Origin of the sequence: Collimonas sp. OK412, from assembly GCF_900112135.1 — a bacterium.
GTDB lineage: Bacteria > Pseudomonadota > Gammaproteobacteria > Burkholderiales > Burkholderiaceae_D > Collimonas > Collimonas rhizosphaerae.
This window is the reverse complement of the sequence record NZ_FOLC01000020.1, coordinates 15,262-38,959: the sequence shown is the minus strand read 5'-3', so window position 1 is coordinate 38,959 and position 23,698 is coordinate 15,262. Positions and strand designations below refer to the sequence as shown.

At 56.4% G+C, this 23,698-nt stretch carries 32 protein-coding genes and 1 tRNA gene; 19 read left to right on the top strand and 14 right to left on the bottom strand.

Annotation, left to right across the window (positions count from 1 at the left end; all coding sequences use genetic code 11):
* The first annotated feature begins 3 nt into the window (after window positions 1-3).
* The 3 genes from nuoN to BM062_RS18695 all read left to right on the top strand — a co-directional run bounded on the left by nuoN (window position 4) and on the right by BM062_RS18695 (window position 2,483).
* Window positions 4-1,515, top strand: coding sequence for an NADH-quinone oxidoreductase subunit NuoN (gene nuoN / locus BM062_RS18705; RefSeq protein ID WP_092399608.1), 1,512 nt, complete (start codon window positions 4-6; stop codon window positions 1,513-1,515).
* Window positions 1,516-1,519: 4 nt separating this feature from the next.
* Window positions 1,520-1,834 (top strand): DUF2818 family protein, encoded by a 315-nt coding sequence (locus BM062_RS18700; protein WP_092399606.1) that lies wholly within the window; start codon window positions 1,520-1,522, stop codon window positions 1,832-1,834.
* Between the two features lie 91 nt (window positions 1,835-1,925).
* On the top strand, window positions 1,926-2,483 hold the full coding sequence (locus BM062_RS18695; RefSeq protein ID WP_092399604.1) for an NUDIX domain-containing protein: 558 nt from the start codon (window positions 1,926-1,928) through the stop codon (window positions 2,481-2,483).
* Between the two features lie 86 nt (window positions 2,484-2,569).
* Here the strand turns inward: BM062_RS18695 and BM062_RS18690 are convergent, their stop codons facing one another.
* Window positions 2,570-4,261 (bottom strand): electron transfer flavoprotein-ubiquinone oxidoreductase, encoded by a 1,692-nt coding sequence (locus BM062_RS18690; RefSeq protein WP_092399602.1) that lies wholly within the window; start codon window positions 4,259-4,261, stop codon window positions 2,570-2,572.
* Window positions 4,262-4,397: 136 nt separating this feature from the next.
* Between BM062_RS18690 and BM062_RS18685 the strand changes: the two genes are divergently transcribed.
* Window positions 4,398-4,817, top strand: a complete 420-nt coding sequence (locus tag BM062_RS18685) for an acyl-CoA thioesterase (protein WP_092399600.1) — start codon at window positions 4,398-4,400, stop codon at window positions 4,815-4,817.
* Window positions 4,818-4,820: 3 nt separating this feature from the next.
* On the opposite strand, the gene BM062_RS18680 is transcribed toward BM062_RS18685, so the two are convergent.
* Window positions 4,821-5,396 carry a LuxR C-terminal-related transcriptional regulator gene (locus BM062_RS18680; protein ID WP_092399598.1) on the bottom strand — a complete coding sequence of 192 codons (576 nt, stop codon included), beginning with the start codon at window positions 5,394-5,396 and terminating at the stop codon, window positions 4,821-4,823.
* Between the two features lie 127 nt (window positions 5,397-5,523).
* Between BM062_RS18680 and BM062_RS18675 the strand changes: the two genes are divergently transcribed.
* The 6 genes from BM062_RS18675 to BM062_RS18650 all read left to right on the top strand — a co-directional run bounded on the left by BM062_RS18675 (window position 5,524) and on the right by BM062_RS18650 (window position 10,835).
* A complete protein-coding gene (locus BM062_RS18675) occupies window positions 5,524-6,222 on the top strand; it encodes a CoA transferase subunit A (protein WP_092399596.1) in 699 nt (232 codons plus the stop codon).
* A gap of 22 nt (window positions 6,223-6,244) precedes the next feature.
* Window positions 6,245-6,898, top strand: a complete 654-nt coding sequence (locus BM062_RS18670; protein ID WP_092399594.1) for a 3-oxoacid CoA-transferase subunit B — start codon at window positions 6,245-6,247, stop codon at window positions 6,896-6,898.
* Between the two features lie 245 nt (window positions 6,899-7,143).
* Entirely contained in the window at window positions 7,144-8,010 is an 867-nt protein-coding gene (locus BM062_RS18665; RefSeq protein WP_092399698.1) for an alpha/beta fold hydrolase, read from the top strand.
* A 30-nt stretch (window positions 8,011-8,040) separates the two neighbouring features.
* On the top strand, window positions 8,041-8,391 hold the full coding sequence (locus BM062_RS18660) for a RidA family protein (protein ID WP_092399592.1): 351 nt from the start codon (window positions 8,041-8,043) through the stop codon (window positions 8,389-8,391).
* Window positions 8,392-8,401: 10 nt separating this feature from the next.
* Window positions 8,402-10,669 (top strand): RelA/SpoT family protein, encoded by a 2,268-nt coding sequence (locus BM062_RS18655; protein WP_092399590.1) that lies wholly within the window; start codon window positions 8,402-8,404, stop codon window positions 10,667-10,669.
* A gap of 91 nt (window positions 10,670-10,760) precedes the next feature.
* Window positions 10,761-10,835 (top strand) — tRNA-Val (locus tag BM062_RS18650).
* Window positions 10,836-10,859: 24 nt separating this feature from the next.
* Here BM062_RS18650 and BM062_RS18645 read toward each other — a convergent pair.
* The 11 genes from BM062_RS18645 to BM062_RS26145 are packed head-to-tail and all read right to left on the bottom strand — an operon-like array spanning window position 10,860 to window position 16,895.
* Window positions 10,860-12,038: an Arm DNA-binding domain-containing protein gene (locus BM062_RS18645; protein WP_092399588.1), complete on the bottom strand. Its 1,179-nt coding sequence runs from the start codon at window positions 12,036-12,038 to the stop codon at window positions 10,860-10,862.
* Window positions 12,008-12,214 (bottom strand): excisionase, encoded by a 207-nt coding sequence (locus tag BM062_RS18640; RefSeq protein WP_092399586.1) that lies wholly within the window; start codon window positions 12,212-12,214, stop codon window positions 12,008-12,010. The genes BM062_RS18645 and BM062_RS18640 overlap by 31 nt, the downstream gene beginning before the upstream one ends.
* The gene (locus BM062_RS25805) at window positions 12,202-12,453 is read right to left on the bottom strand and encodes a hypothetical protein (protein ID WP_092399584.1); all 252 of its coding nucleotides are present in this window, start codon (window positions 12,451-12,453) and stop codon (window positions 12,202-12,204) included. The genes BM062_RS18640 and BM062_RS25805 overlap by 13 nt, the downstream gene beginning before the upstream one ends.
* Window positions 12,453-13,361, bottom strand: a complete 909-nt coding sequence (locus tag BM062_RS18630; protein WP_092399582.1) for a ParB/RepB/Spo0J family partition protein — start codon at window positions 13,359-13,361, stop codon at window positions 12,453-12,455. The genes BM062_RS25805 and BM062_RS18630 overlap by 1 nt, the downstream gene beginning before the upstream one ends.
* A gap of 20 nt (window positions 13,362-13,381) precedes the next feature.
* Window positions 13,382-13,618, bottom strand: a complete 237-nt coding sequence (locus tag BM062_RS18625) for a hypothetical protein (protein WP_092399580.1) — start codon at window positions 13,616-13,618, stop codon at window positions 13,382-13,384.
* 46 nt (window positions 13,619-13,664) lie between these two features.
* On the bottom strand, window positions 13,665-14,015 hold the full coding sequence (locus tag BM062_RS18620) for a hypothetical protein (protein WP_254785154.1): 351 nt from the start codon (window positions 14,013-14,015) through the stop codon (window positions 13,665-13,667).
* Between the two features lie 23 nt (window positions 14,016-14,038).
* Complete coding sequence (locus BM062_RS18615; RefSeq protein WP_139220121.1) at window positions 14,039-14,917, bottom strand: hypothetical protein; 879 nt, start codon at window positions 14,915-14,917, stop codon at window positions 14,039-14,041.
* Window positions 14,904-15,485, bottom strand: coding sequence for a hypothetical protein (locus tag BM062_RS18610; RefSeq protein ID WP_092399576.1), 582 nt, complete (start codon window positions 15,483-15,485; stop codon window positions 14,904-14,906). Before BM062_RS18610 ends, BM062_RS18615 begins: the two co-directional genes overlap by 14 nt.
* Window positions 15,485-16,498 (bottom strand): hypothetical protein, encoded by a 1,014-nt coding sequence (locus BM062_RS18605; protein WP_092399574.1) that lies wholly within the window; start codon window positions 16,496-16,498, stop codon window positions 15,485-15,487. The genes BM062_RS18610 and BM062_RS18605 overlap by 1 nt, the downstream gene beginning before the upstream one ends.
* Before the next feature lie 59 nt (window positions 16,499-16,557).
* Complete coding sequence (locus tag BM062_RS25250; protein ID WP_139220120.1) at window positions 16,558-16,764, bottom strand: hypothetical protein; 207 nt, start codon at window positions 16,762-16,764, stop codon at window positions 16,558-16,560.
* Window positions 16,761-16,895, bottom strand: a complete 135-nt coding sequence (locus tag BM062_RS26145) for a hypothetical protein (RefSeq protein WP_256381581.1) — start codon at window positions 16,893-16,895, stop codon at window positions 16,761-16,763. The genes BM062_RS25250 and BM062_RS26145 overlap by 4 nt, the downstream gene beginning before the upstream one ends.
* A gap of 579 nt (window positions 16,896-17,474) precedes the next feature.
* Between BM062_RS26145 and BM062_RS18600 the strand changes: the two genes are divergently transcribed.
* The 3 genes from BM062_RS18600 to BM062_RS18590 all read left to right on the top strand — a co-directional run bounded on the left by BM062_RS18600 (window position 17,475) and on the right by BM062_RS18590 (window position 19,279).
* Window positions 17,475-17,984 carry a TIR domain-containing protein gene (locus BM062_RS18600; RefSeq protein ID WP_092399694.1) on the top strand — a complete coding sequence of 170 codons (510 nt, stop codon included), beginning with the start codon at window positions 17,475-17,477 and terminating at the stop codon, window positions 17,982-17,984.
* A 75-nt stretch (window positions 17,985-18,059) separates the two neighbouring features.
* Window positions 18,060-18,827 (top strand): macro domain-containing protein, encoded by a 768-nt coding sequence (locus tag BM062_RS18595; protein WP_139220118.1) that lies wholly within the window; start codon window positions 18,060-18,062, stop codon window positions 18,825-18,827.
* On the top strand, window positions 18,824-19,279 hold the full coding sequence (locus BM062_RS18590) for an HIT family protein (protein WP_092399570.1): 456 nt from the start codon (window positions 18,824-18,826) through the stop codon (window positions 19,277-19,279). The genes BM062_RS18595 and BM062_RS18590 overlap by 4 nt, the downstream gene beginning before the upstream one ends.
* A 148-nt stretch (window positions 19,280-19,427) precedes the next feature.
* Here the strand turns inward: BM062_RS18590 and BM062_RS18585 are convergent, their stop codons facing one another.
* Window positions 19,428-20,123, bottom strand: a complete 696-nt coding sequence (locus tag BM062_RS18585) for a S24 family peptidase (RefSeq protein ID WP_092399568.1) — start codon at window positions 20,121-20,123, stop codon at window positions 19,428-19,430.
* Window positions 20,124-20,628: 505 nt separating this feature from the next.
* Here BM062_RS18585 and BM062_RS18580 point away from each other — a divergent pair.
* The 6 genes from BM062_RS18580 (at window position 20,629) to BM062_RS18560 (ending at window position 23,669) form a co-directional block, all read left to right on the top strand.
* Complete coding sequence (locus tag BM062_RS18580; protein WP_092399566.1) at window positions 20,629-21,093, top strand: YmfL family putative regulatory protein; 465 nt, start codon at window positions 20,629-20,631, stop codon at window positions 21,091-21,093.
* Complete coding sequence (locus BM062_RS25660; RefSeq protein ID WP_175501082.1) at window positions 21,090-21,263, top strand: hypothetical protein; 174 nt, start codon at window positions 21,090-21,092, stop codon at window positions 21,261-21,263. Before BM062_RS18580 ends, BM062_RS25660 begins: the two co-directional genes overlap by 4 nt.
* 190 nt (window positions 21,264-21,453) lie before the next feature.
* A complete protein-coding gene (locus BM062_RS18575) occupies window positions 21,454-21,882 on the top strand; it encodes a nuclease domain-containing protein (RefSeq protein WP_175501081.1) in 429 nt (142 codons plus the stop codon).
* Complete coding sequence (locus BM062_RS18570) at window positions 21,882-22,799, top strand: helix-turn-helix domain-containing protein (RefSeq protein ID WP_092399562.1); 918 nt, start codon at window positions 21,882-21,884, stop codon at window positions 22,797-22,799. Before BM062_RS18575 ends, BM062_RS18570 begins: the two co-directional genes overlap by 1 nt.
* A complete protein-coding gene (locus BM062_RS18565) occupies window positions 22,786-23,268 on the top strand; it encodes a RusA family crossover junction endodeoxyribonuclease (protein ID WP_092399560.1) in 483 nt (160 codons plus the stop codon). The genes BM062_RS18570 and BM062_RS18565 overlap by 14 nt, the downstream gene beginning before the upstream one ends.
* A gap of 56 nt (window positions 23,269-23,324) precedes the next feature.
* Window positions 23,325-23,669: a hypothetical protein gene (locus tag BM062_RS18560; RefSeq protein ID WP_092399558.1), complete on the top strand. Its 345-nt coding sequence runs from the start codon at window positions 23,325-23,327 to the stop codon at window positions 23,667-23,669.
* Window positions 23,670-23,698 lie beyond the last annotated feature (29 nt).

Below are 23,698 nucleotides of genomic sequence, written 5' to 3'. Positions count from 1 at the left end.
TAAATGAATAACATGAATCTGATCCCTGTTTATCCGGAAATCTTTCTGCTGATCGCGACGTCTGTCGTGCTGCTGATCGATATGTTTGTTTCGGATGCCAAGCGCTACCTCACTTACTACCTGACGCTGGCCGTGCTGGCTGTGTGTTTCGTATTGACGTTCGGCGCATTCCAAAGCGGGGAGACGGTCTATACCTTCCACAACATGTTTGTCTCGGATCCGCTGAGCAGCCTGTTGAAGCTGGTTTCCTACGTGGCGGTGGCAATGACGCTGGTATATTCGCGCCGTTATGTGAGCGAGCGCGGCATGGTCAGCGGCCATCTCGGCGGCGAGTTCTACCCGCTGGCGCTGTTTACCCTGCTGGGCCAGATGGTGATGATCTCGGGCAGCAATTTCCTCAGCATCTACCTGGGCCTGGAACTGATGTCCCTGTCGTTATATGCGCTGGTGGCATTGCGGCGCGACAGCGCCAATGCGACCGAAGCGGCCATGAAGTATTTCGTGCTGGGCGCGATGGCTTCCGGTTTCCTGCTGTACGGGATGTCGATGCTGTATGGCGCCACCGGTTCGCTTGACCTGATCGAAGTTACCCGCGCAGCATCCTCCGGCGGCATCAACGCAACCGTGCTGGTGTTCGGCGTGGTGTTCATTGTCGCCGGCCTGGCGTTCAAGCTGGGTGCGGTGCCGTTCCACATGTGGGTGCCCGACGTCTACCAGGGCGCACCGACCGCCGTCACCCTGTTGCTGGGCGGCGCGCCGAAGCTGGCCGCTTTTGCGATCTGCTTCCGCCTGCTGGTGGAAGCGCTGCTGCCGCTGGCGACTGACTGGCAGCAGATGCTGGTGGTGCTGGCTGTGCTGTCGATGGCGATCGGTAATATCACTGCGATTGCCCAGACCAACATCAAGCGCATGCTGGCTTATTCGACCATTTCCCACATGGGCTTCATGCTGCTCGGCCTGCTGGCCGGGGTAGTCGACGGCAACCTGTTCTCCACCGTCAATGCCTATAGCTCGGCCATGTTTTATTCGATCACTTACGTGATGACCACGCTCGGCACCTTCGGTGTCATCATGCTGCTGGCGCGTTCCGGTTTCGAAGCGGAAAACATGGACGACTTCAAAGGCTTGAACCAGCGCAGCCCATGGTTTGCCGCGGTGATGCTGGTCCTGATGCTGTCGCTGGCGGGAATTCCGCCGCTGATGGGTTTCTACGCCAAGCTGTCGGTGCTGCAAGCCGTGCTTGGCACCGGCAGCGGCCAGCTGTGGCTGGTGGTGGTGGCGGTACTGTTCTCGCTGATCGGCGCCTACTATTACCTGCGCGTCATCAAGCTGATGTATTTTGACGAACCGCAAGACAGCTCGCCGATCGTGGCTCACCTCGATGTCCGGGTATTGCTCAGCCTGAACGGGCTGGCGGTGCTGGTGCTGGGCCTGTGGCCAGGCTGGCTGATGGATTCCACTACCTCGGCCATCGTCAAATCCCTGACCGCCTTCCTTAGCAGGGTGGGGCAGTAACTTCGTGAATGTCTCGCTCTCCAGCTGGTTCGTGATCCTGTTGGCGCTGCTGGCTGCCAACCTGCCGTTCATCAACGAACGCCTGTTTGCCCTGGTGCCGCTCAAGTCCGGCGGCCAGGCGGCGTCCAAGCCGGTCTGGGTGCGCTTGCTTGAGCTGTTTGCCTTGTATGCGCTGGTTGGTCTGTTTGCCCATGTGCTGGAAGCGAATATCGGCAATGCCTTTAGCCAGGGCTGGGAATTTTATGCCGTAACCGGCTGCATGTTCCTGGTGCTGGCCTATCCTGGCTACGTGCTGCGCTACCTGAAAAAGCATCGCTGAACCGGCTTCTTGCCTGGCGGCGGGCGGCGCGGCCAGCGCCTGCATTACAATCTTCTTTTCGTCTGCCTTATCTTCCCCCCGGAGTACCCGCATGGATAGTCACCTGAAAGAAACCCGGATCGCCAGCGCCGAAGCCTATGACGGCAACTTCCTCAAGGTGCAGCGCGACACGGTGCAGCTGCCCGACGGCAAGGCGACCACGCGCGAATACATCAAGCATCCCGGCGCGGTAGTCATCCTGCCGCTGTTCGAGGACGGCACGGTCTTGCTCGAGCGGCAATACCGTTATCCGCTGGAACGCGTGTTCATCGAATATCCGGCCGGGAAGATCGATCCGGGCGAAGACCACCTGGCCTGCGCCAAGCGTGAGTTGCTGGAAGAAACCGGTTACACCGCGACCGAATGGCAGCACGTCTGCACTATCCACAACGCGATTGCCTATTCCGACGAACATCTGGAGCTGTACCTGGCGCGCGGCCTGGCCGGCGGCGAGCGCAAGCTGGACGATGGCGAATTCCTGGACGTCTTCAAGGCGCCGCTGACGGACATGCTGGACTGGGTGAGGGAAGGCAAGGTCACCGACGTCAAGACCGTGATCGGCACGTTCTGGCTTGAAAAAATTGTCGCCGGCGATTGGAAGCTGCCTTAAGGCAGGGGAGAGATTGCCCGGCATCCAGATCCATCGGCAAGCGAGCAGGACATAAACAAGGCTGCATACGCAGCCTTGTTTGCACATCACATGTTCGGATAGTTCGGCCCGCCGCCGCCTTCCGGCGTCACCCACACGATATTCTGCGTCGGATCCTTGATGTCGCAGGTTTTGCAATGCACGCAGTTTTGCGCATTGATCTGCAGGCGTTCCGTATTGTCTTCATTGGTCACGAATTCATACACGCCGGCAGGGCAGTAGCGCGCTTCCGGCCCCGCATAGTCGCGCAGGTTGACGTTGACCGGCACGTTCGGATCCTTCAAGGTCAGGTGGATCGGCTGGTCTTCGGCATGGTTGGTGTTGGAGATGAACACGGACGACAGGCGGTCGAAGGTCAGCTTGCCGTCCGGTTTCGGATACTTGATCGGCGCGTAATTGGCCGCCGGCTTCAGGCATTCATGGTCGGCATGGGTGTGGCGCAGCGTCCATGGCGCTTTGCCGCCGAACACGACCTGGTCGATGCCGACCATCAGGGTGCCGAGATACAGGCCCTTGCTCATCCATGGCTTGAAGTTGCGCGCCTTGTGCAGTTCCTGGTGCAGCCAGGACTGCTCGAACGCCTCGCCATAGGCCGTCAGCTCGTCGAACTGGCGGTTGTTGCCCAGGGCTTCGAAGGCAGCGTTGGCGGCCAGCATGCCGGTCTTGATGGCGGCGTGGCTGCCCTTGATGCGGCTGGCGTTGAGGAAGCCGGCGTCGCAGCCGATCAGGGCGCCGCCGGGGAAGGTCAGCTTGGGCAGCGATTGCAGGCCGCCGGCGGTGATCGCGCGGGCGCCGTAGGAAATGCGCTTGCCGCCCTGGAAAAATTTGCTGATTTCCGGATGCGTCTTGTAGCGCTGGAATTCTTCGTAAGGCGACAGGTAGGGATTTTCGTAAGCCAGGCCGACCACGTAGCCGACCGCGACCTGGTTGTTTTCCAGGTGATACAGGAAAGAGCCGCCGTAGGTCTGGGTATCCAGCGGCCAGCCCGCGGTATGCACCACCAGGCCCGGCTGGTGCAGCTTGGGATCGATTTCCCACAATTCCTTGATGCCGATCGCATAGGTTTGCGGATCCTTGCCCTTGTTCAGTTCGAATTTCGCCATCAGCTGCTTGCCCAGGTGGCCGCGCGCGCCTTCGGCAAACAAGGTGTACTTGGCGTGCAGCTCCATGCCCAGCTGGAAGGCATCGGTAGGCTGGCCATGGCGGTCCACGCCCATGTTGCCGGTGGCGACGCCCTTGACCGAGCCATCCTCGTTGTACAGCACTTCGGCCGCCGGGAAGCCCGGGAAAATTTCCACGCCCAGGATCTCCGCCTGCTGGCCCAGCCAGCGCACCACGTTGGCCAGCGAGATGACGTAATTGCCATGGTTCTGGAAGCAGGCCGGCAGCATCCAGTTAGGCGTCTTGTAGGCTTTTTTCTCGGTCAGGAACAGGAAACGGTCTTCGCTGACTTCGGTGGTCAGCGGCGCACCCAGCTCTTTCCAGTTTGGCAGCAGTTCGGTCAGCGCCTGCGGGTCCATCACCGCACCGGACAGGATATGGGCGCCGATTTCGCTGCCTTTCTCCAGCACGCAGACTGATACTTCGCGTCCTTTTTCGGCAGCCTGCTGTTTCAGCCGGATCGCCGCCGCCAGGCCGGCCGGCCCGCCGCCGACCACCACCACGTCATATTCCATGGCTTCGCGCGGACCGTATTGTTCCAGGAGATTCTGCTGGTTCTGCCCTTGGGTTGGAGTCATTGTCTCTTTACCTATAATTAATTTTCGAACGGATGTGCTAATTGTCCGGGATTTTGCGGCAGAATGCTAGCAGGCAGGCTAGTGTTGTTCCTCGCCTGCTGGACGCCAATTTACAGTATTCAGGAAAGTCAGGGCAATGGAAAACAGAAAACACATCCATACCACGCGCATCGCCATGCGCTGGGGCGACATGGATGCGCTCGGCCACGTCAACAACACCGTGTATTTCCGCTACATGGAGCAGGCCCGTATCGAGTGGCTGCAGCAGATCGGCAGCGATTTCAATGCGCGCCACGGGCCGGTACTGGTCAATGCCCAATGCAGTTTCCTGCGGCAATTGAAATATCCCTGCGAAGTCGAAGTCAAATCCTACATCGGCGCCGTCGGCCGCTCCAGTTTCGAGGCCAGCTACGAAATCCGCCGCGCCGATTTGCCGGAAGTGGTGTTTGCCGAAGGCACGGCGAAGATCGTCTGGGTCGATTTCGACCTGGAAAAATCGATGCCCCTGCCTGACGACCTGCGCCAGTTGCTGCTCGATCCCGCGCCTGCGGCCTGAATACTAAACGCCTTCGCTCTGGGCAATGCCCAGCAGGCGGTGCACCAGTTCGCTGGAGGTCGACGCCGTGAATTTCTTCATCAGGTTGGCCCGGTGCATCTCCACCGTGCGCGGGCTGAGGCCGATCTGCTTGCCGATCAGCTTGCTGGTCTTGCCCTCCACCAGCAGCGCCGCGATTTCCCGCTCGCGCGGCGACAGCGTGGATGAGGCGCGGCGTTTTTCACTCAGGTCTTCAAAGGTCCAGATGCCGGCGGCGTGGGTATCTTCCGGCACCAGGGCGTGGCCGGTGACGTGGCACCAGAACAGCTCGCCGTTGGCGCGCCGCATGATCCGTTCGTCGGAATAGATGCCCTTGGCGTTCATGATCGGTACGATACGGGCGCCGGTGCGCTCGAACTCGTCCTGGGTCGGGTATAGCACCTTGAACGACTCGCCGTTCAGTTCGCCCGGCAGGTAGCCGAACATGCGCGCCAGCGCCAGGTTGCACACCTGCATGATGCGGCGTTCAGAGACGCACATGCCGATCGGCGCGTGCGCAAAGATGGTTTCATAATCGACGGCTAAATTAGGCAATGGCACTTGGCAGATCAGTCTGGTGTTGGTTTCGTATTTTTACGGTATTGTTGCAAGCAGCGCTTCGTCATATGCTAACAGACTGCACGCAAAGCAATAATAGTTGGAGTTTACACAAACAGGAGGCATTGGCATGAACAAAGTTTATCCTGACGCGGCAAGCGCGTTGGCCGGCATAGTCAAAGATGGCCAGACCATCGCCGTAGGCGGCTTCGGCCTGTGCGGCATCCCTGAAGCGCTGATCCTGGCGCTGCGCAATTCGGCGGTGCAGAACCTGACTGCGATATCGAACAACGCAGGCGTCGACGGTTTCGGCCTGGGGCAATTGCTGGCGACGCGCCAGATCAAGAAAATGATCGCCTCGTATGTCGGCGAGAACAAGGAATTCGAACGGCAGTACCTGGCTGGCGAACTGGAGCTTGAATTCACGCCGCAAGGCACGCTGGCGGAAAAGCTGCGCGCCGGCGGCGCCGGCATCCCGGCGTTTTTCACCAAGACCGGCGTCGGCACGCTGGTCGCCGAAGGCAAGGAAATCCGCGAATTCGACGGCGCCAAGTACGTGATGGAACGTTCGCTGGTGGCCGACATTTCCCTGGTCAAAGCCTACAAGGCGGACCGCAGCGGCAACCTGGTGTTCAACAAGACTGCCCGCAATTTCAATCCTAACGTGGCCATGGCCGGCAAGATCACCGTGGTGGAAGTCGAGCATCTGGTGGAGGTCGGCGAGATCGATCCCGACCAGGTGCATACGCCTGGCATATTTGTCCACCGCATCGTGGTCAATGCGACGCCGGAAAAGCGTATCGAACAGCGTACTGTCCGCACTGCATAACCTAGAGAATACGGAGAACGACATGGCATGGACACGTGACGAAATGGCCGCGCGCGCGGCAAAGGAATTGCAGGACGGGTTTTACGTCAACCTCGGCATCGGCTTGCCGACCCTGGTGGCGAACCATGTGCCGCAAGAGATAGAAGTCTGGCTGCAGTCGGAGAACGGCCTGCTGGGCATCGGCCCGTTCCCGACCGACGACGCGGTCGATCCCGACCTGATCAACGCCGGCAAGCAGACTGTGACTTCGCTGCCCGGATCCTCGTATTTCAGCTCGGCGGATTCGTTCGCCATGATACGCGGCGGCAAAATCAATATCGCCATCCTCGGTGCAATGCAGGTTTCCAAAAACGGCGACCTGGCGAACTGGATGATCCCCGGCAAGATGGTCAAGGGCATGGGCGGCGCCATGGACCTGGTGGCCGGCGTGGGCAGGGTAGTGGTGCTGATGGAGCACGTCGCCAAGTCCAAGGACGGTTCGACTTCGCACAAGATCCTCGATGCCTGCAACCTGCCGCTGACCGGCGTCGGCGTCGTCAACCGCATCATTACCGACCTCGGCGTGCTGGATGTGACGCCGCAAGGGTTGAAAGTGATCGAGCTGGCGCCGGGCGTGAGCCAGCAGGACATCATCGAACAGACTGGCGCGCCATTGGAGATCGCACTGGCGCAATGACCCGGACGCAATCGTAGGGAAGCGGCGTTTGACACCAGGTGTCAAACGCCGTTTTTATTGCGTCATATGCTTGAGAGCGGCGTGCAACAGCTTTTTAGCGGGATTTTCGGACATCGCCGCGTACGGGAGCGTGCAAGGGTGGGGCCATATGCGATAAGATGTTGCATATACGCAAAGCAAAACATATTGTCCGACCATCGTTTTGCCTGTCGCCACCCATCAAGTTCGACCGCAACGGGATTGCAATGACCATCGCCACCCACAAATCTGTCCAGTGTATTTCCCCCGCCGGCCTGCATAAAATGGCCTACCAGGAATGGGGCGATCCGCATAATCCGAATGTGCTGCTGTGCCTGCATGGCGTGACCCGGGTGTCGGATGATTTCGACCAGCTGGCGCGCACGGTGTGCGATACCTACCGGGTGGTATGCCCGGACGTAGTCGGCCGCGGCCGCTCCGGCTGGCTGCGCGATCCGCAATATTATGTGTTGCCGCAGTACCTGAACGATGTGGTCACCTTGCTGGCCCGGCTCAACGCCGAAACCGTCGACCTGGTCGGCACCTCGATGGGCGGCCTGATCGGCATCGGCCTGGCTTCCCTGCCGGAAAACCCGATACGCAAGCTGGTGCTGAACGACATCGGCCCGAGCCTGGATGCAGAGGCAATGGGGCGCATCGGCGCTTATATCGGCGCCGACATGCGTTTTGCCACGTTCGACGAAGCGGCCGCCTATGTGCGCGCCATCTCGGCCTCGTTCGGCCCGCATACCGACGCCGAATGGCACAAGCTGGCCAGCGATGTATTGCGCCAGAACGCGGACGGCCAGTGGATCCGCCACTACGACTTGAAACTGGCCCAGCCTTTCATTTCGACCAGCGAAGAAACCTTCAGGCTGTCCGAACAGCTGCTGTGGAAAGCGTACCAGGCGATCACTTGCCCCACGTTGCTGGTGCGCGGCGCCGAATCCGACCTGCTGTCGCCCGAGACGGCCCGCATTATGACGGAAAGCGGACCAAAAGCCAAATTGGTGGAACTGGCCGGCGTCGGCCATGCTCCAACCTTTTTGCATATCGACCAGATAAAAGTCGTCACCGATTTCCTGATCGGCTGATTTGTTAATGTTCAATTGAGGAGACGAAATATGACTATCCAGCGCCTGCACGTCGGCAAGAGACTTTCGGAAGTCGCCATCCATAACGGCACGGTCTACCTGGCCGGCCAGCTGGCCGAAGACACCACCCAGAACATCGAGGGCCAGACGCGCGAATCGCTCGGCCATATCGACCGCCTGCTGGCCGAAGCCGGCAGCGACAAGCATCACATCCTGTCCTGCCAGATCTACCTGGCCGACGTCAAGGATTTCGATGGCATGAATGCGGTCTGGGACAGCTGGGTTTCGGCCGACAACGCACCGCCGCGGGCAACGGTGGAAGCCAAGCTGGCGCGTTCGGAAATCCTGATAGAAATTATCGTGGTCGCAGCACAAAAATAAAGATGTAAGCATGGTTTCGCTCACTGCAACACAACGCGCTACGCAAATCCAGCTGTGCACCGCCGGCTTGAGTGCCGAGGATAGCGCGCGCGTGCTCGACGCGCTGGCGTTCGTCGAGCCGCTGTACGCCGACAATGTCATCACCACCGGCCAGAGCACGCTCGATTTCTCGCAAGGCGTGACCAGCATCCTGGCGCTGCTCGATACCGATGTCGAAACCCGCATCGCCGGACTGCTGTTCGAGCTGCCTTTGCTCGACGCCAGTTACGCCGATACCATCGAACAGCGCTTCGGCAAGGAGATCTCCGACCTGGTCGGCGGCATCCGCCAGCTGATGCGGCTGCACGGCTTTACCTTCGGCTTGCCGCAGGAAGTCATGCGCGGCAAGAACGCCGCCCAGCAGGCTGCCAGCCAGGTGGAAACCTTGCGCAAGATGCTGCTGGCGATGGCGACCGACATGCGCGTGGTGCTGGTGCGGCTGGCTTCGCGCGTGACTGCGCTGCGTTATTTCGCCGAACACAAGATGGAAAACGAGCGCACCAGCCAGTATGCGCGCGAGACCCTGGACCTGTATGCGCCGCTGGCCAACCGGCTCGGGATCTGGCAGCTCAAGTGGGAGCTGGAAGACCTGTCGTTCCGCTTCATCGATCCGGTCACCTACAAACGCATCGCCAAGATGCTGGAAGAGCGGCGCATCGAGCGCGAAGGTTTTGTCGACGCCGCCATCACGCGCCTGCGCAGCGAACTGGCGGCGGCCGACATCAAAGCCGAAGTATCGGGCCGGCCGAAACACATCTACAGCATCTGGAACAAGATGCAAGGCAAGGAGCTCGATTTTTCCGAGCTGTACGACGTGCGCGCTTTCCGCGTGATCGTCGACGACGTCAAGACTTGCTACACGGTGCTGGGCATCGTCCACAATATCTGGATCCCGATCCCGAAAGAATTCGACGACTACATCTCGCGGCCCAAGCAGAACGGTTACCAGTCCTTGCACACGGTGGTGCTGGCCGACGACGACCGGGCCCTGGAAGTACAGATCCGCACCAACGAAATGCACCATTTCGCCGAATACGGGGTCGCCGCCCACTGGCGCTACAAGGAAGCCGGCGGTTCCAATTTCTCTGCCCAGAAATACGACGAAAAGATCGCCTGGCTGCGCCAGCTGCTGGCCTGGAAAAGCGAAGTGGTGGATGCCGTTGTCGAGCAAGAGGACAGCCGCCGCGAATGGCTGGAAAAGCTCAAGCAAGCCACGCTCAACGACCACATCTACGTGCTGACCCCGCAGGCGCGTGTGATCGAACTGCCGAGCGGCGCCACGCCCATCGATTTTGCCTACTACCTGCATACCGACGTCGGCCATCGCTGCCGCGGCGCGCGGGTGGACGGCAGCATGGTGCCGCTGAATACGCCGTTGAAGAATGGCCAGACAGTGGAGATCATCACCGCCAAGAACGCGCCCGGCGGGTCCGGCCCCTCGCGCGACTGGCTGACGCCGGGTTACGCCGCCAGCGCGCGTACCCGCTCCAAGGTGCGCGCCTGGTTCAACGCCATCGAACAGCAGGAAACCCTGGCCACCGGCCGCAGCCTGCTCGACAAGACCTTGCAGCGCGAAGGCAAGACCGCGGTCAACCTGGAAGAGCTGGCGCGCAAGCTTGAATTCGCCAAGCTGGAAGACCTGCTGCTGGCGCTGGGCAAGGACGAATTCAGCCTGCGCCATGTTGAGCAAGCCCTGCACGACGATCCTGGCGCCAAGCTGGCCGAGCATAGCAGCGAACTGGAAGAAGCCGCGATCACCCGCAAGAGCCGCGCTTCCAGCGTGGCGCACGGCGGCAGGTCAGGGGTGCTGGTAGTGGGCACCGACGGCTTGATGACGCAGCTGGCCAAGTGCTGCAAACCGGCGCCGCCGGACCCGGTGGTCGGCTTCATCACGCGCGGCAAAGGCGTTTCCATCCATCGTGAAAACTGCAAGAATTTCGCCGAGATGCGCATCAAGGCGCCGGAACGCGTGATCCAGACCACCTGGGGCGCGCCGGAAGCGGAAACCGTTTATCCGGTCGATATTTTCGTGCTGGCCAGCGACCGCCAGGGCTTGCTGCGGGATATTTCGGAAGTGTTCCTGCGCGAAAAAATCAACGTCATCGGCGTCAGCACCCAAAGCGCCAAGGCGCACGCGCGGATGGCGTTCACCGCCGAAATCGCGTCCACCGCCCAGCTGCAGAAGGCGTTGGCCGTGATCCGCGAGGTAAAAGGAGTGCTGGAAGCCAAGCGCCAATAAGGCTGGCGGAGCAGGGGCCGGGAAATGTGTTGCATCATCGCGGCGCCTGCTTTATTTACTGGAAATTCTATGTCATAATAGCGGCCTCTCCGGGAGGTTAGCTCAGGGGTAGAGCGATCGCCTCACACGCGATAGGTCACAAGTTCGAAACTTGTACTTCCCACCAGAATTCCTGTTTTAAATCAATACGTTAGGCCGGTCGTGAAAATCTCAGGGATAGTTCAGGGATATTTTCATTAATCTGAGCTTCGATTTTGATCATTTCCCTGTCATCGTCCTGATGACTAATCCACTTTGCATAATCCCTGTAGAACACGTCCAGACTATGCCCTAGTTGTGCGGCCATGTATGCTGGTCGCGCGCCAGCCATCAATCCCACTGTTGCATATGTCGCCCTGGTGCAATATGGACGCCGACGGCGTATTCCTAGCAATTTCAAGGTCGGATTCCAATAAGGCTCCCTGATATTTTGCTCCTTGGCCCAGGGCTTATTTGTGTTCGGGTTATGGAAGACTCGACCGCTTTCGTCTAAGTATGTCCATGCCTTTTGACGCTTCAGTGCCTGGAAGGCACGAGTCGTCAAATTAACGGTCCGCTCTCTGGACGTCTTGGTGTCCACCATTTCGCCGCGGACGAATGCCTGTTTGACGACAATGGTTCTGTTGTTGAGGTCGACATCCTTCCATTCAAGTCCGATACCTTCACCTGTTCGCAGGCCGCTGAAAAACATGAAATCATAGAAATTGTAGACTTGCTGCGGGTAGCTTTCAGCCAAGCTAGTGATGATTTTGTTCGCCTCGATCAGACTGAAAGGATCAGGTTTCTTCTTCTGCCACGAGGCACTTGCGATGGTATTGCAGGGATTACTCGCAATCAAACCGTCTGCCACGGCAAGGTTGAAGGCGCTACTTAGTATGTAAAGGATGTTGTTGCGCGTCCTATTACTTTTCCATGTTCCTTCCTTTAGAGCTTTGGTGATATCGGAATGCCTTACGGACTTTAGCGGTAAGTGCCCCAGCTTGGGTTTCCAAAAATTATCTTTTGTCCGCCTATATTCCGATATTGTGGAAGGCTTTAGCTCAAGTTGTGCATACCATTTGTCCATAAATTCGCCGACGCTCCCGCCTTGATTGACGAGTGCTTTTGGAGAGTGCGGGAAATACGCTGCGTAGTCGAATAGACCGGTTCGAATTTTATCCTTTACCTCAGCAGCGATCCGAGTGGCGTACTTCACATTGGCCGGCGTTGGCGGTAATGGATCGTTGTCAAGATAAAGCGTTTCCTTTTGCTGCTTTCCTTGATGCGAAAATACGATTCGGATACTGACTTCCCGAATTTCTACGCCGCTGCTTTGTCGCCTTCTACCCATTTGTAATATCCTTGCATGTTCATAGTGATATGCCCGTCTGGGGCTTTTTGGTAATGCTTGCCTTGGATCCAAATGCCGTCTTCAATCTTGCGCCTGACGGCTTTTTCGGTGTAGCCAGTTAGCGTACTGAAAACTGGAATTAGAACCCACTGAATTTGAACTGCTATATCTCGCATTTTTTCTCCATGCTATTTTTTTGTTCAAGGGCGTGCGCAACATGGCGGGCATAGGTAGATACCGCGCGCCAATATGCGGCCATTGGTCCTTTGCGGCGAACCCATGATTTCTCTGCCTCTGTGTTGGCCTGCTTGCGAAGGTCGCGCATAATAACTGCGATCCGCATTCGATCTTCCCGCGGGAGCTTCTGCAATTCCTTTCCAGCGGGAAGATCGAGAAGAGGATTAACGTAACCCATTATTCGGACACCTGATGGTCTGGCACTAGCATTGCTGCATCGATTGCTGCGCGAGAGTTCTCAAAAACACCGGGCTGGGTTTCGTCAATATTCGGCCACAAGAGCCAGAAGCCAATTTTGGCATCGCCAGACACTGTTTTCCCGCCATGGAAGACAACGGCTTTTTGATCGATCAGGTAGTCAAGTCGCTGTGTATCCAGTAGGTCGCCGTAAATTGGTCGCGGCGCGGGTTGCTCTGTAGGCGTTACCGTCTTTTTTGTTACCTTGGTTTTACCTACGGATCTGGCTGTCTCTAAATGTCCCGCAAGCACTTTGCCAGCTCCGCTGCCATGCTTTTTTACGACCTCAAGAGCGACATGGGCGGCAACCTCTTTGCGCGCCACCATGCCTTGCACGTCGCTGTTGGATTCCGCCAGCGTCAGCATCTGCGAAACGTAGTTCGCGGATTTGCCAACCTTTGACGCCACTTCTTGATTGGTCCAGCCGAATCCAACCAGTTTTCGATACTGCAAACCTTGTTCCAGAGGAGTGAGTGGCTTCCCCTGCGCACTGGTGAGCATATGCGCAATGCGCTCGGCGTCATTGCCACGAAACTGACGCGCATCGATCCTCAATATTTCTAAGCCCTCGGCGATCAGCTGCAGGATTGCTGTCAGGCGATGGTGGCCGTCAACCAGAATGATTCGGCCGTCTTCGACACGAACAACCAACGCATCCAGTTCAGCACCGGCCTTGATTGATGCCTTGATCGAATCGACATGCTCTTGATCGATTGGGCGACCATTGAATCCAGGTTCAATTTCAATGATGCGTGGATCAACCTGGAAACGGGTAGTTTTTTGGACGCCGTCGATTTTGCGCTCGGCCAATACCTTAAGCGAGACGGCACCTAATATGTTTTCTGTCATATTTGTCCTTGATAGTCAGGTCATTCGGACGCAATGCCGGCGAGCGCTTTGATTTCCTTGGTGGACATGCCGGTAAACTCGTGCAGTTTCACCAGCAGCATGAAGCCGAGTGGCTGGACACCATTACGAATTTTGCTGATGGTGGGCGGGGTGATTTCAAGAGCGCGGCACAGAGCGGCGTCGTTCTTCAGGTTTTGCTGTTGAAGCACGACATCTAGCATGTGAGCGACGGAATTGATTGATTCGTTGGTTTTCATTGTGGTCCTTGTAAGTAGATTTTTTGAATTGGAAAAATCGGTTCGGTTACTGCATCTTCTGTTCGCCGCGGCGGTTCGCTTGATGCGTGCGCCATGCTTCAATCGTTGCCTGCGCGGCGACCATCTTCCAGCGATGAACCTCATCCAGTTCAATCGCGGCGCGCATGGCCTCCAGGTGGGCGATATATTCGGGGCTGGAGTAGGCGTCACGCTCTTGGGCTGTGAGGGTCTTCTCGGAACTGGCGGCCATGCAGTTGGCCTTGATCGTCTTCCGAAATTCTTCCATGTAGATACGATTGGCGCGGGAGATCGCGGCTTCACCCGCCTGAAAACGCAGGAAATCGAGAGCTTTCTGAGCGGCTTCATCGCTGAAGTGGTCTATCCTCGTGTCGGTCATGATGTGTTCCTAATTAAGTTGGATTACTTGCGGCGGGCAGTGATGCCGGCCTGCGGGAATGCGCGAACGCCGTCAATCTTCATGTTCGCTTTCAGCGAGGTCGCCATCTGCTTGATCGGTGTCATGTTCGCTTGCAGGAATGTGATGTATTGGGGATTGGCCGCCACAAACTTGACCAGCGTCAGTAGGTCGGTGACTTCGGCGGTCCAGCGCTCTGAAGTCGACACGCCGGAAATCTTTGGTGCCGCGCTGGCGACGACTGGCGCGGTCATTACGCTGGCAATTGTCTGGTTCAGTGTGACGCGTGCATGGGCTACTTGGGCATCTGCGTGAGCCGCTGCTTGCACCTGGTTGGCGGCGAGTGCTTCTGCGCTGGCCTTGTTTGCTGCCTCGATATCGCCGGCTGCGGTAGCTTCTTCGGCGGCCTTGGTAGCAGCTGCCGCTTTTTCTGCTGCGGCCTGGGCTTCACGAACCTTCTGATCTGCCGCCGCTTGCTGGTCGCGCGCTTCATTCTCCAGGCGCAAACGCTCTTGGCGGGCCTGTTCGTCGGCGATGCGCTGGGCTTCTGCAGCTCTTTTCCTCTCTGCTGTCACGTAGTCAAGCATGAGCTTCTTCAGAAACGCGATACCGACTTCGCAGCGTTCAATCGGACCACGGAACAGATCCATGACTTCCTTCTTCGATGTATCCATCGGACGGGTGATCTTGAAGCGCTGCTCAGTCAAGTCGTCAACTTTGCGCTGCAGGTCCGTAAGCTCTTCGACTGCAATCTCATACATGGCCGGCGAATTGATCGTGATTGAATTCGCGACGGCATTCACGCTATCGGCGACCTTTTCCAATGCTGCCTTCTGAGGCAGAGCGGGTAGGGCGGCGGGACGGATTTCTTCAACTAATTCCATGTTTGTCTTTCCATTTCCGTAATGTTAAAAGTGATATAAATGCTGCAAAATCTGTTGGGTCCGTATAGGGAACCAGCCGGTAAGTCCCATCGGGGCGCAATCCCAAGGCGTAGCGGTCCACGATTGCCGCGCCTTCCAAGTTGTGTGTCGCCTGGTAGGCGGCGAGCTGGGGACCGATCACCGGCCCCAGCGTCATCATTTTCTTGATGTCGAGGACAGCACGCCGGCCACGGACTGAGCCTGTGCGGTCGGACGTGCCGCAATAGCCGTGGAGTGGGTGATACATGCGCTTCTCGATGGTGTCGGGAACAAAGCCGGTATCGCCGCGAAATTTCTTCCAGCCGGCCAAGTAAGGCAGCATTTCCGGTGTCAGGCTGTCCTCGTCAAGATCGTCCAGGTCGTGCAACTCGGTCATGCGGTGGACTGCCTGCCCCAGCAGTCGAGCGCGCTCCAATGCTTCGGGCGGCACCATCGCGTAATTCACGAGAGGGCTGAGGATCTGCGTCACGCTGGGCACAACTTCGCCGTGCCAGCGATATACGTGGCTTGGTTCGTCGAAAGTAAGCATCAGGCCGCCGGATTCTTGATCCAGGTCAGAACGTCATTGAAGTTGGCGTTCGTGATATCAGCCATGGCAAAGCCGAACTGTCTCTGAATATCAGTCGAGCTCAGGGCTGCGGTTTCCAGCTTCATCTTGAGATAGTCGAATTGCGCTTCGGAAAGCGGCGATTCGTCCTTCGGCTCCTGCAGTGGCAGTTCGTCAGTTTTTGGCGGCGCAATGCTTTCGGGTGCTTTGGCCGGTTCTACCGCCTTTGCTGACTTCGATTGCGGCATCTTCGGCGGCGCGGCCGGAAGGTCCGCGTTCGCGAAAGCTTGTTCCGGCGTTGTGTCACCTTCTTTAATAGCCGTCAGAATGCCACGCAAGGTAACGAGCTTTTCAAGGCCAATATCGTCAGTGCCAGAAACGCCCAGGGTTGAGCAGATCTGTTCTTGCGTCACGCCATAGGACTGAAACGCTTTGATCGCGTCCGCGCGCCGATTCGCCAGGGTCTTGAAGTCCCCCATGACAGTGGCGCGCGCCGCGTCGTACATATCAGCCCAGAATGCCTTCGGTACGCCCTTTAAGATGGCATTCCGAAGCGCGATTGAGCAGGCCGCGTTCGCCGTGACGCCGATCATGTCAGCGTTATAGCGCTTCCCGCGGCTGTCTGTAATACGCCGCTGCACCTCGTAGGTGATGGCTACGTTTTTCTCCAGGTCGTGGAATACACCTTGCGTGGTGACAAACTCGCCCTGATCACTAACGACGCGGGCGCCGGCGCGGCTATTGCCCCATGCTGACGCGATCACCTCAGCAAAGCGGGCGCTCGGGCCTTCGATGGTTTTTCCGGCGCGGGGGAGGGAATAGATACATTCGCCGGCCACTTTCTCAGTCAGAGTTACCATCTGCATAGCTTCGTCGCGAAACTTCTTGATAGAGCGAGGAAACTTGTGTGCGGTCGTGACCTGCTGTTCGATTTCCGACTTGTTCAGCAGCGCAATCGTGCCGCTTTCGATCGTCATGATGTCTTGGACTTCCATGTGATTGCCCTCAGTGTGTGAATTTGTGACGCCAGGGCGTCGTGGAGCGAATAGCGCGATTAGTAGCTGCGCTGCAATTCGGTATGGCAAGCGCGGCGAAACGCCAACTTGCTGTTCTCGTCGTCGGGCCAGCCCTGCGCTTCGCATAAATCTTTCAGCGTGGGCGCGGCATAGCTGTCGGCGTCGTTACTGATTGCATAGGCCGACAAAACAAGCAGAAAAAAGCACCCTGCGAGTGACCAAGTGGTCAATGTGGCTCGCGTCATTGCTGCACCATTACAGTTACACCAAGCGCGCCGGCATCGTAGGCCGCGTCCATCAGCGCATTGCGATCACCGATGCCGGAGTAGGTTTTGGTGCCGCCGTCCTGCGTCTTGATCGTGATTTGGAAACTCATGCCGGCTCCTTGTGCGCATCACGCATGTGGTCTGGCAATCCTGTCGGCTTGACCTTGTGTCCGCATACAGTGCATTTGGCTTTTGGTTTCGGTGGCTGATAGGCTGCTGCTTTGCCCTTCTTTTCCTCAGCTTTGCAATTGCGGCAGCTGCATGGAAAGCCAGGCGCATCTTCGTTAAGAAATACGCCGCAACCTTGGCAAAGCGTCCCATCCAACATCATGTCTGCTACGTCGCCCACTGCAATCTCCCCAATTAGTCAATTTGCGCAGAAATTGGGCAGCAAAATCCGGCACAAAATTGCAAAGTGATTGCTGCTCCAATGAAATAAATTATACGCAAATGAATAATTAAATCAATACGAGAATGAATAAATATTTCATTTATGGAATCCGACTGTTGGTATGCGTGGCAAATGGCTCGTCTTTCACTCGTGCTTATTAACCGTGATTATTGTTGCTGGATGTTAATTACAGTGCGAATATGCTTTAGCGACAATACAGTCTGGAATTTGGGGGATTGCCGGTTCGAAAATGGCAGAGCGGGGCCCGCATTCCGTGGGCATACAACAGGGGAGACTTATGAGCTATCGAAACAAGACCTACGTGGCGTTTGCGAGCGAAGACATCAGCAAGTACCGCCTAATGGAGGCATGGAAGGCAAATGAACATATCGATTTCGACTTCTTCGATGCGCACGATCTCTTCGTTTCTCGCGATACCAGTACGCCAGAAACGATAAAACGAAACCTGCGAGAACGATTGAAGAACGCCAAGCAGGTCGTCCTTTTGGGAAGCAAGGATGGAAAGCGCAAGAGCGGCGACGGAGTGTCGTTCTTGGCTCACGAAATCGAGGTGATCATTGAATTCAATTTGCCCGTTGTGGTGGTCAATTTAGATCAAGATCGGACTGTGGACAGAGGTTATATCCCCGACCTATTACTAAACGCCGATTACTACACCGTCTCGGTTTCATACCAGCCGAAGATCATCATGTATGGACTCGACAATTATGCGGTTACATTCGCGGCAAGCGAAAAGAAGGGGCCGCATCTGTATCCCGCAAAGATCTACAGCGATCTCGGGCTTTAAATGGGAATTTTTAAGACGTGGCGCTTCTGGCGCCAATTTCTGACCAGATCATTTGCGTGTCTGGGCGGACTGTCAATGATTCTGCAAACTAGCAATGTGATTAACCCTAAGGTCACGTTTTTCCAAGGCATGCCATTCCTACTCTTGGTAATAGCTATATCACTTATTGCCGGACTTGTATGGTCCTGGCCGAGACTCATAACGCAAGACTATAGCGCGCCCAAGACCAAAATTACGATCGTTAAGGGTGACATGCTTGCTGAGACGACGCATCTTGTGATCGGTACGACAGATACTTTTGACACCGAAACGCCGATTATAATTTCTGCGGAAAGCCTTCAAGGCCAAGCACTAAAAATTCTCTATGGCGGAGATCTGAAAGAACTTGACGCACAACTGACTACCGCTCTTGCCGGCAAACCATCAGTTGGTACTATTGCAAAAGCAGGGAAACAGGCACAGTATGGTGTCGGCACCATTGCAACTGTCAAGCATGCGGCTCGGTTGATTTTCTTTCTGGCGTACTGCGAAATGGACGCTTTCAATAATGCGCACTCAACGCCCGATAAGGTTTGGAAGAGCCTTCTCTTATTGTGGGACGAAGTATCAAAAAAAAGTAACGGAGGTACCGTGTCGATACCAGTCATTGGCGGTGGGCTAGCACGAATATCGAGCGTCCTCCCAGCGCAGGATGCAATTCGTTTTATCCTTCTGTCTTTCATGTTTGCATCGCGCGGTGGGAAGATTTGTGATGAACTTCGAATCGTCGTCAGACCCGAAGACTACATGAAGCTTGATCGACTTGAGTTGCAGTCCTTTTTGTCATCACTACGATCATCATGAGTAACGAATCGAGTATTGAACTTCCGGAAGACATTGGATGTGCATTTTGCGCCTACCTTAGTGGGGCGCGTCCTTATACGATTCTATCTCGTACAGCGGATACGGCGACTTTCGTCACACGGGAACAGAGAGGGCATCCGCACTTACTTGTTTTACCACTAAGACATGTGCCAACCATTCTAGACCTTACGGATGCCGAAGCCGCCGCTATTGCTATCGAAGTTCGAAACGCAGCAGCTCTAATTAATCGGGCGTACGGAAAACCCGGGATTGCAGTGTGGCAGAACAATGGGGTTTCGGCGGGACAGGCAATCAGTCATGTTCATTTTCACGTAGCGGGCACCCTAGAAGGTGGCGGCACTGAATTCGGGTCGGTGGAAGAAATATCGATCGCCAAGACAGATGAAATAGCAAGGAAGCTCTTAGGAGTAGCATTGGGGGGCGGAATCTAAAGCCGCTATTGAGTATCTGCTTGATAGAGGATCGACTGGGGGATTGCCAAAACCAAACATAGTGTTGAGCATAGTTCGATGCAATTTATGTTGCATGTACGTCGCCGGACGATCCTACGTCCAGGCTGGGGACTTCTAGGCGGTAAAATTATTCTCGGGCTTTTAGCAGTGCGGAGCCACGTGGCACGATGGCTGCAACTCGATGGATGCTGCGAATATCGGCTAGCTGAATTGTTATCGGGGGAATCCCGTTGTTAATAGAGCCCAGGGATATTTCGTCCTCACGAACCCAAAGCATTTCCTTTACAAGAGCTTTGTCGTTGTTCAACTTTACGACTACATCGTCACCAGGCTGGGCCTCGCTCGTCGGCTCTACGACCAAAAATTCGCCGCTCTTGATACGTGGTCTCATGCTATCCCCACGAACGCGAAGACCATATGCACCTGGATCACGGCTATATGTATAGATATAGCCATCACCGTCTCCTGGTAGATAGTCATTAATACTGATATACCCATCTGCCCCACCTTGCCCAATTCCCACTATTGCCACGTACTTCCCTTTAGGTAGATTTTGTTCAGGTCCTGCGTTGTATGCATCGCTACCCGCCTGTCTCGACTCGCTTGTTTCGTCGATAAGCCATGAGGCGCTGACATTGCATGCGGCGGCCAGTTTTTTAATCGTTTCTGTTTCTGGGCCTTTTTTCCCTAGGCCCTTCAGTATCCGATTTATGGTCGGCTGCGGAACGCCAGATTTACGCGAAAGCGCGCTTTGCGTTTCGAATCCGGCCGCTCTCATTGCAGCATCAAGTCGTTTGGCGATTGTCATGTTTGGAATATACATCCACGTATAGCTGGGAGCAAATATCTATTCAATCGCGAATTGAAATATTATCCGTTCGCGTATATTATGCGCGTATGGAAAAAAATATCAGCACGACGCTAAGAGAAATCAAAGTTAAAACGAGATGGAGTGAGCCGATTATCGCCACAAAGATAGGCGTCTCCCAACCAACTGTGAATCGAATACTTAAGGGGCAAGCCGATTGCATGGGCAGGACGCGTCTGGCAATTCTGGATTTGTATAAAGTCGTTTGTAATTCTCAAATGTGATTTCCCGCCCTCAACTCCGTTCAAGTGGCGGCGCTTTGCGGGTTTTCCGCTCGCTTCGAAATACCGTAGTTCGATGGGCAACTGTCCCTGCGTCTTTAGCGGTTTCTTCGCGAGGGATCCTAAATCCATTGCAGATTAATTTTTCTACAAATTTTAAATTTCAAGTTGATTTCCCATGATCGAACTGTAACCACAGTTCCACAGAATCAAAACCACCATAAAGAAGGAAAGTAGGGATGAATTTACGTCAATCGTATTTAGGCATGATCAAGGCATTCTCAGGTGGATGGGACGCGATGTGTGGCGCTCTCGGTTACTCACGAGATGCGCTGGAAAACCGTATATACGAAAAAAAGGGGCAATCGCTATGGGTCGAAACCGCATTGCAGATGCAGTCATTGTCGGGAACGACACTGTTCGCAGAGGCGGTTGCAACTGCAAGCGGTGGCGTGTTTGTGACGCTGCCGGCGCCAAGCGAAATCGATAACGAAGCGCTGCTGAGCAAGTTCAACAAGCTGCACACTCATATTGGTCTGTTGTCCCGCCGCTTCAATGAGGCGACGGAGGACGGCGAGATCGACAAGCGCGAGCGTGCTGATTTGGCCGCTATTGGCGACGAGATCCACCGGCACACCCAGGAGCTGCTGGCGCTGACTTTCCGCATCTACTGTCGCGGCGAGGAAGAGAAGGTGGCAGCGTGAGCGAACCAATTGTATCCATCGCCGGCATCATCCAGCACGCGCATGAAGCGGCGGAGCAGGGCAGGCCGGCAAGCGTCTGTCGGTATCCATTCCATTCTGAGGCCGCTGAACGTTGGCATGTTGCGTATCAGGCCCGCCAGAAGGAGCTGCATGAAATGGTCGCCGCATGATTCCTGTGTCTGTAGGTGATCGACGGCATGCGGCAGATCGTTATGTCGAACGCACGGCGAAGATGATTGTTTTCAATCATGCCCAGCGGGTCTGCAAAGGGGCGTGCCGCAAGAGAAGGAGTGTCGGGCAATTCGCGCACGACGATGATCTGTGCAGGACGTGCAGGTTACGTGCATGAAGCGAAGTCCCATGAAACGTTCGGCAAAGCCAATGCGCCGAACGGCAATGTCCCGTGGCCTCACTGGTGTTCTGTCCTCCCCATCCTTTCAACGATCGAAGCAGCCTAAGCGCATCAAGACCCGCCATAAGCCTTTGACCAAGATACGCGCCTCCGCGCGCGATCAGGAATGCACGTTGCGATTTCCGGGTGTTTGCAACTATCGCATCGACACGACTGTTCTTTGCCATTCCAATTTGCTGGAGGACGGGAAGGGCTACGGCATCAAGGCGGCAGATGAGAAGGGCGCCTACGGCTGCTGCCGCTGTCACGACGTTCTTGATGGTCGCGCACGGCGTCCGGAAGGCTTCTCCTATGACTCAATGATTTCCCTATTTAAAGAAGCGGTGGCCTCGACGCGCGCGAAGTTGCTGCGCCTTGGTTTGTTGATGGATGACTAATGAGTATTAATTTAATGTCTCTTGCTTGGAAGACTGATTTGCCGTCTGGTCGAAAAATGGTGCTGCTTGCGTTGTGCGACAACGCGAACGACCAGGGGGAATGCTATCCATCTGTTGGCGCCATTGCCCAGAAGTGCAGCATGGGCGAGCGCACGGTACAGCAGCACATTACGGATATGGAAGCGGCCGGCATAGTGAGGCGTGGCCTGCGTAACGGGCGCAGCACCGTGTACAAAATAGACCCCCGCAGTTTTAGCACCCCCGCAGAATTCGCACCCCCGCAGATTCGGCACCCCGCAGTATCTGCACCCACCCCCGCAGAATCTGCATCCGTACCCCTGCAGATTTCGCACCCCACCCCCGCAGATCTCGCACCCAGAACCATCAAGGAACCATCAATTGAACCATCAAGTAAACGTCAGAGGGCACGCGGTTCCCGCTTGCTCGAAGACTGGGCACTTACGAAGTCGTGGGGAGACTGGGCGCTGGAGATGCATCCGACCTGGACGCCGGAGCATGTCCGCTTGGTGGCCGACAAGTTTCGAGATCACTGGATCTCGCAGCCAGGGCAGCGCGGATGCAAAACCGATTGGCAAGCGACCTGGCGCAATTGGTGCCGCAACGAGAAGCCGCTTGTCGCCAGCAAGGCCGGCGGGCAGGGCGCATGGTGGGCAACGGACGCTTCCACCGTCGCCAAAGGGGTGGAGCTCGGCCTTATGCCAATTGCTGGCGAGTCAATGCCGGCATTCAAGGGGCGGGTGCAGGCTGCCATCGACAACGGCGGGCAAGCGCCACCTCCGCCGCGCAGCAGGATAACCAGGTCTGACCGCGCCGAGGAGGTGCGAGGCAAGAAGCCCGAGGGGTTGAATTTGAAAGCGTTGATTAAATCGAAAGGAATGTTGGATGACTTGCCTTGAGCGTACGGAAGTGAAATTGGGGGCGTCGAGCTCTCTGGCGGCTGTAATCAATTTCGTCGTGGACGGTCAGCCAGTAGCGAAAGGCCGCCCGCGCTTTGCTCGCGTAGGGAAGGGCGTCAAGGCATACACGCCGGCCAAGACGGCGACTTACGAGCAACAGGTGAGCTGGGCGGCGAAGGCGTCGATGTGTGGCGCCAGTCCGCTGGCTGGACCCGTTGAACTGCACGTCCTCCTGTACATGCAAATCCCCGCCAGCTATTCCAAGGTGAAGCGCGCACGGGCAATTTCGGGTGATTTGCGACCAACGAGCAAGCCGGACCTAGACAACGTGGTTAAGGGGATCAAAGACGCTTGCAACAAGATTGTGTGGGGTGATGACTCGCAGGTAGTGCGCATCGTCGCCAGCAAGCATTATGCCGCACGCCCGTTTGCGGCGGTTGACGTCAAGCCGGTGGAAGGGAGTCTGTAATGGCTGGTACTAAACGACCCCGCAAAGCATACAAGCCGAGAGGAGCATTCGTTCCGATGATGCGATGCACCCGCAACGACCTGGCGCTGGAACTTAGGCTGGCGATTGAGCTGTTGATTGCGGAACCAAGCCCAGACGCCTATAACCAGCTATCCAAGATGTTGCTGGCTATGGGAAATACTGGCGCCCGCGGCGAGTCGCTGGCAAGAGCCAACAACACCATGCTGGCAATCTGTGACCGCTTCGATAGGGTTGGCAAGGTTGGCGTGTCTGTAGCCGAGGCCACATCCCTGCGCTGTGCCGCCGGCGGGTTGGATGAAATGCTCAGTCACATTCCGATCAACGTATTTAGCGCTGCCGTTGCCGTAGTGAGTATTCAGTGCCAGGAGCTGGGCGTATGAACGAATTGCAAAATGAAGGTGGAGAGCAC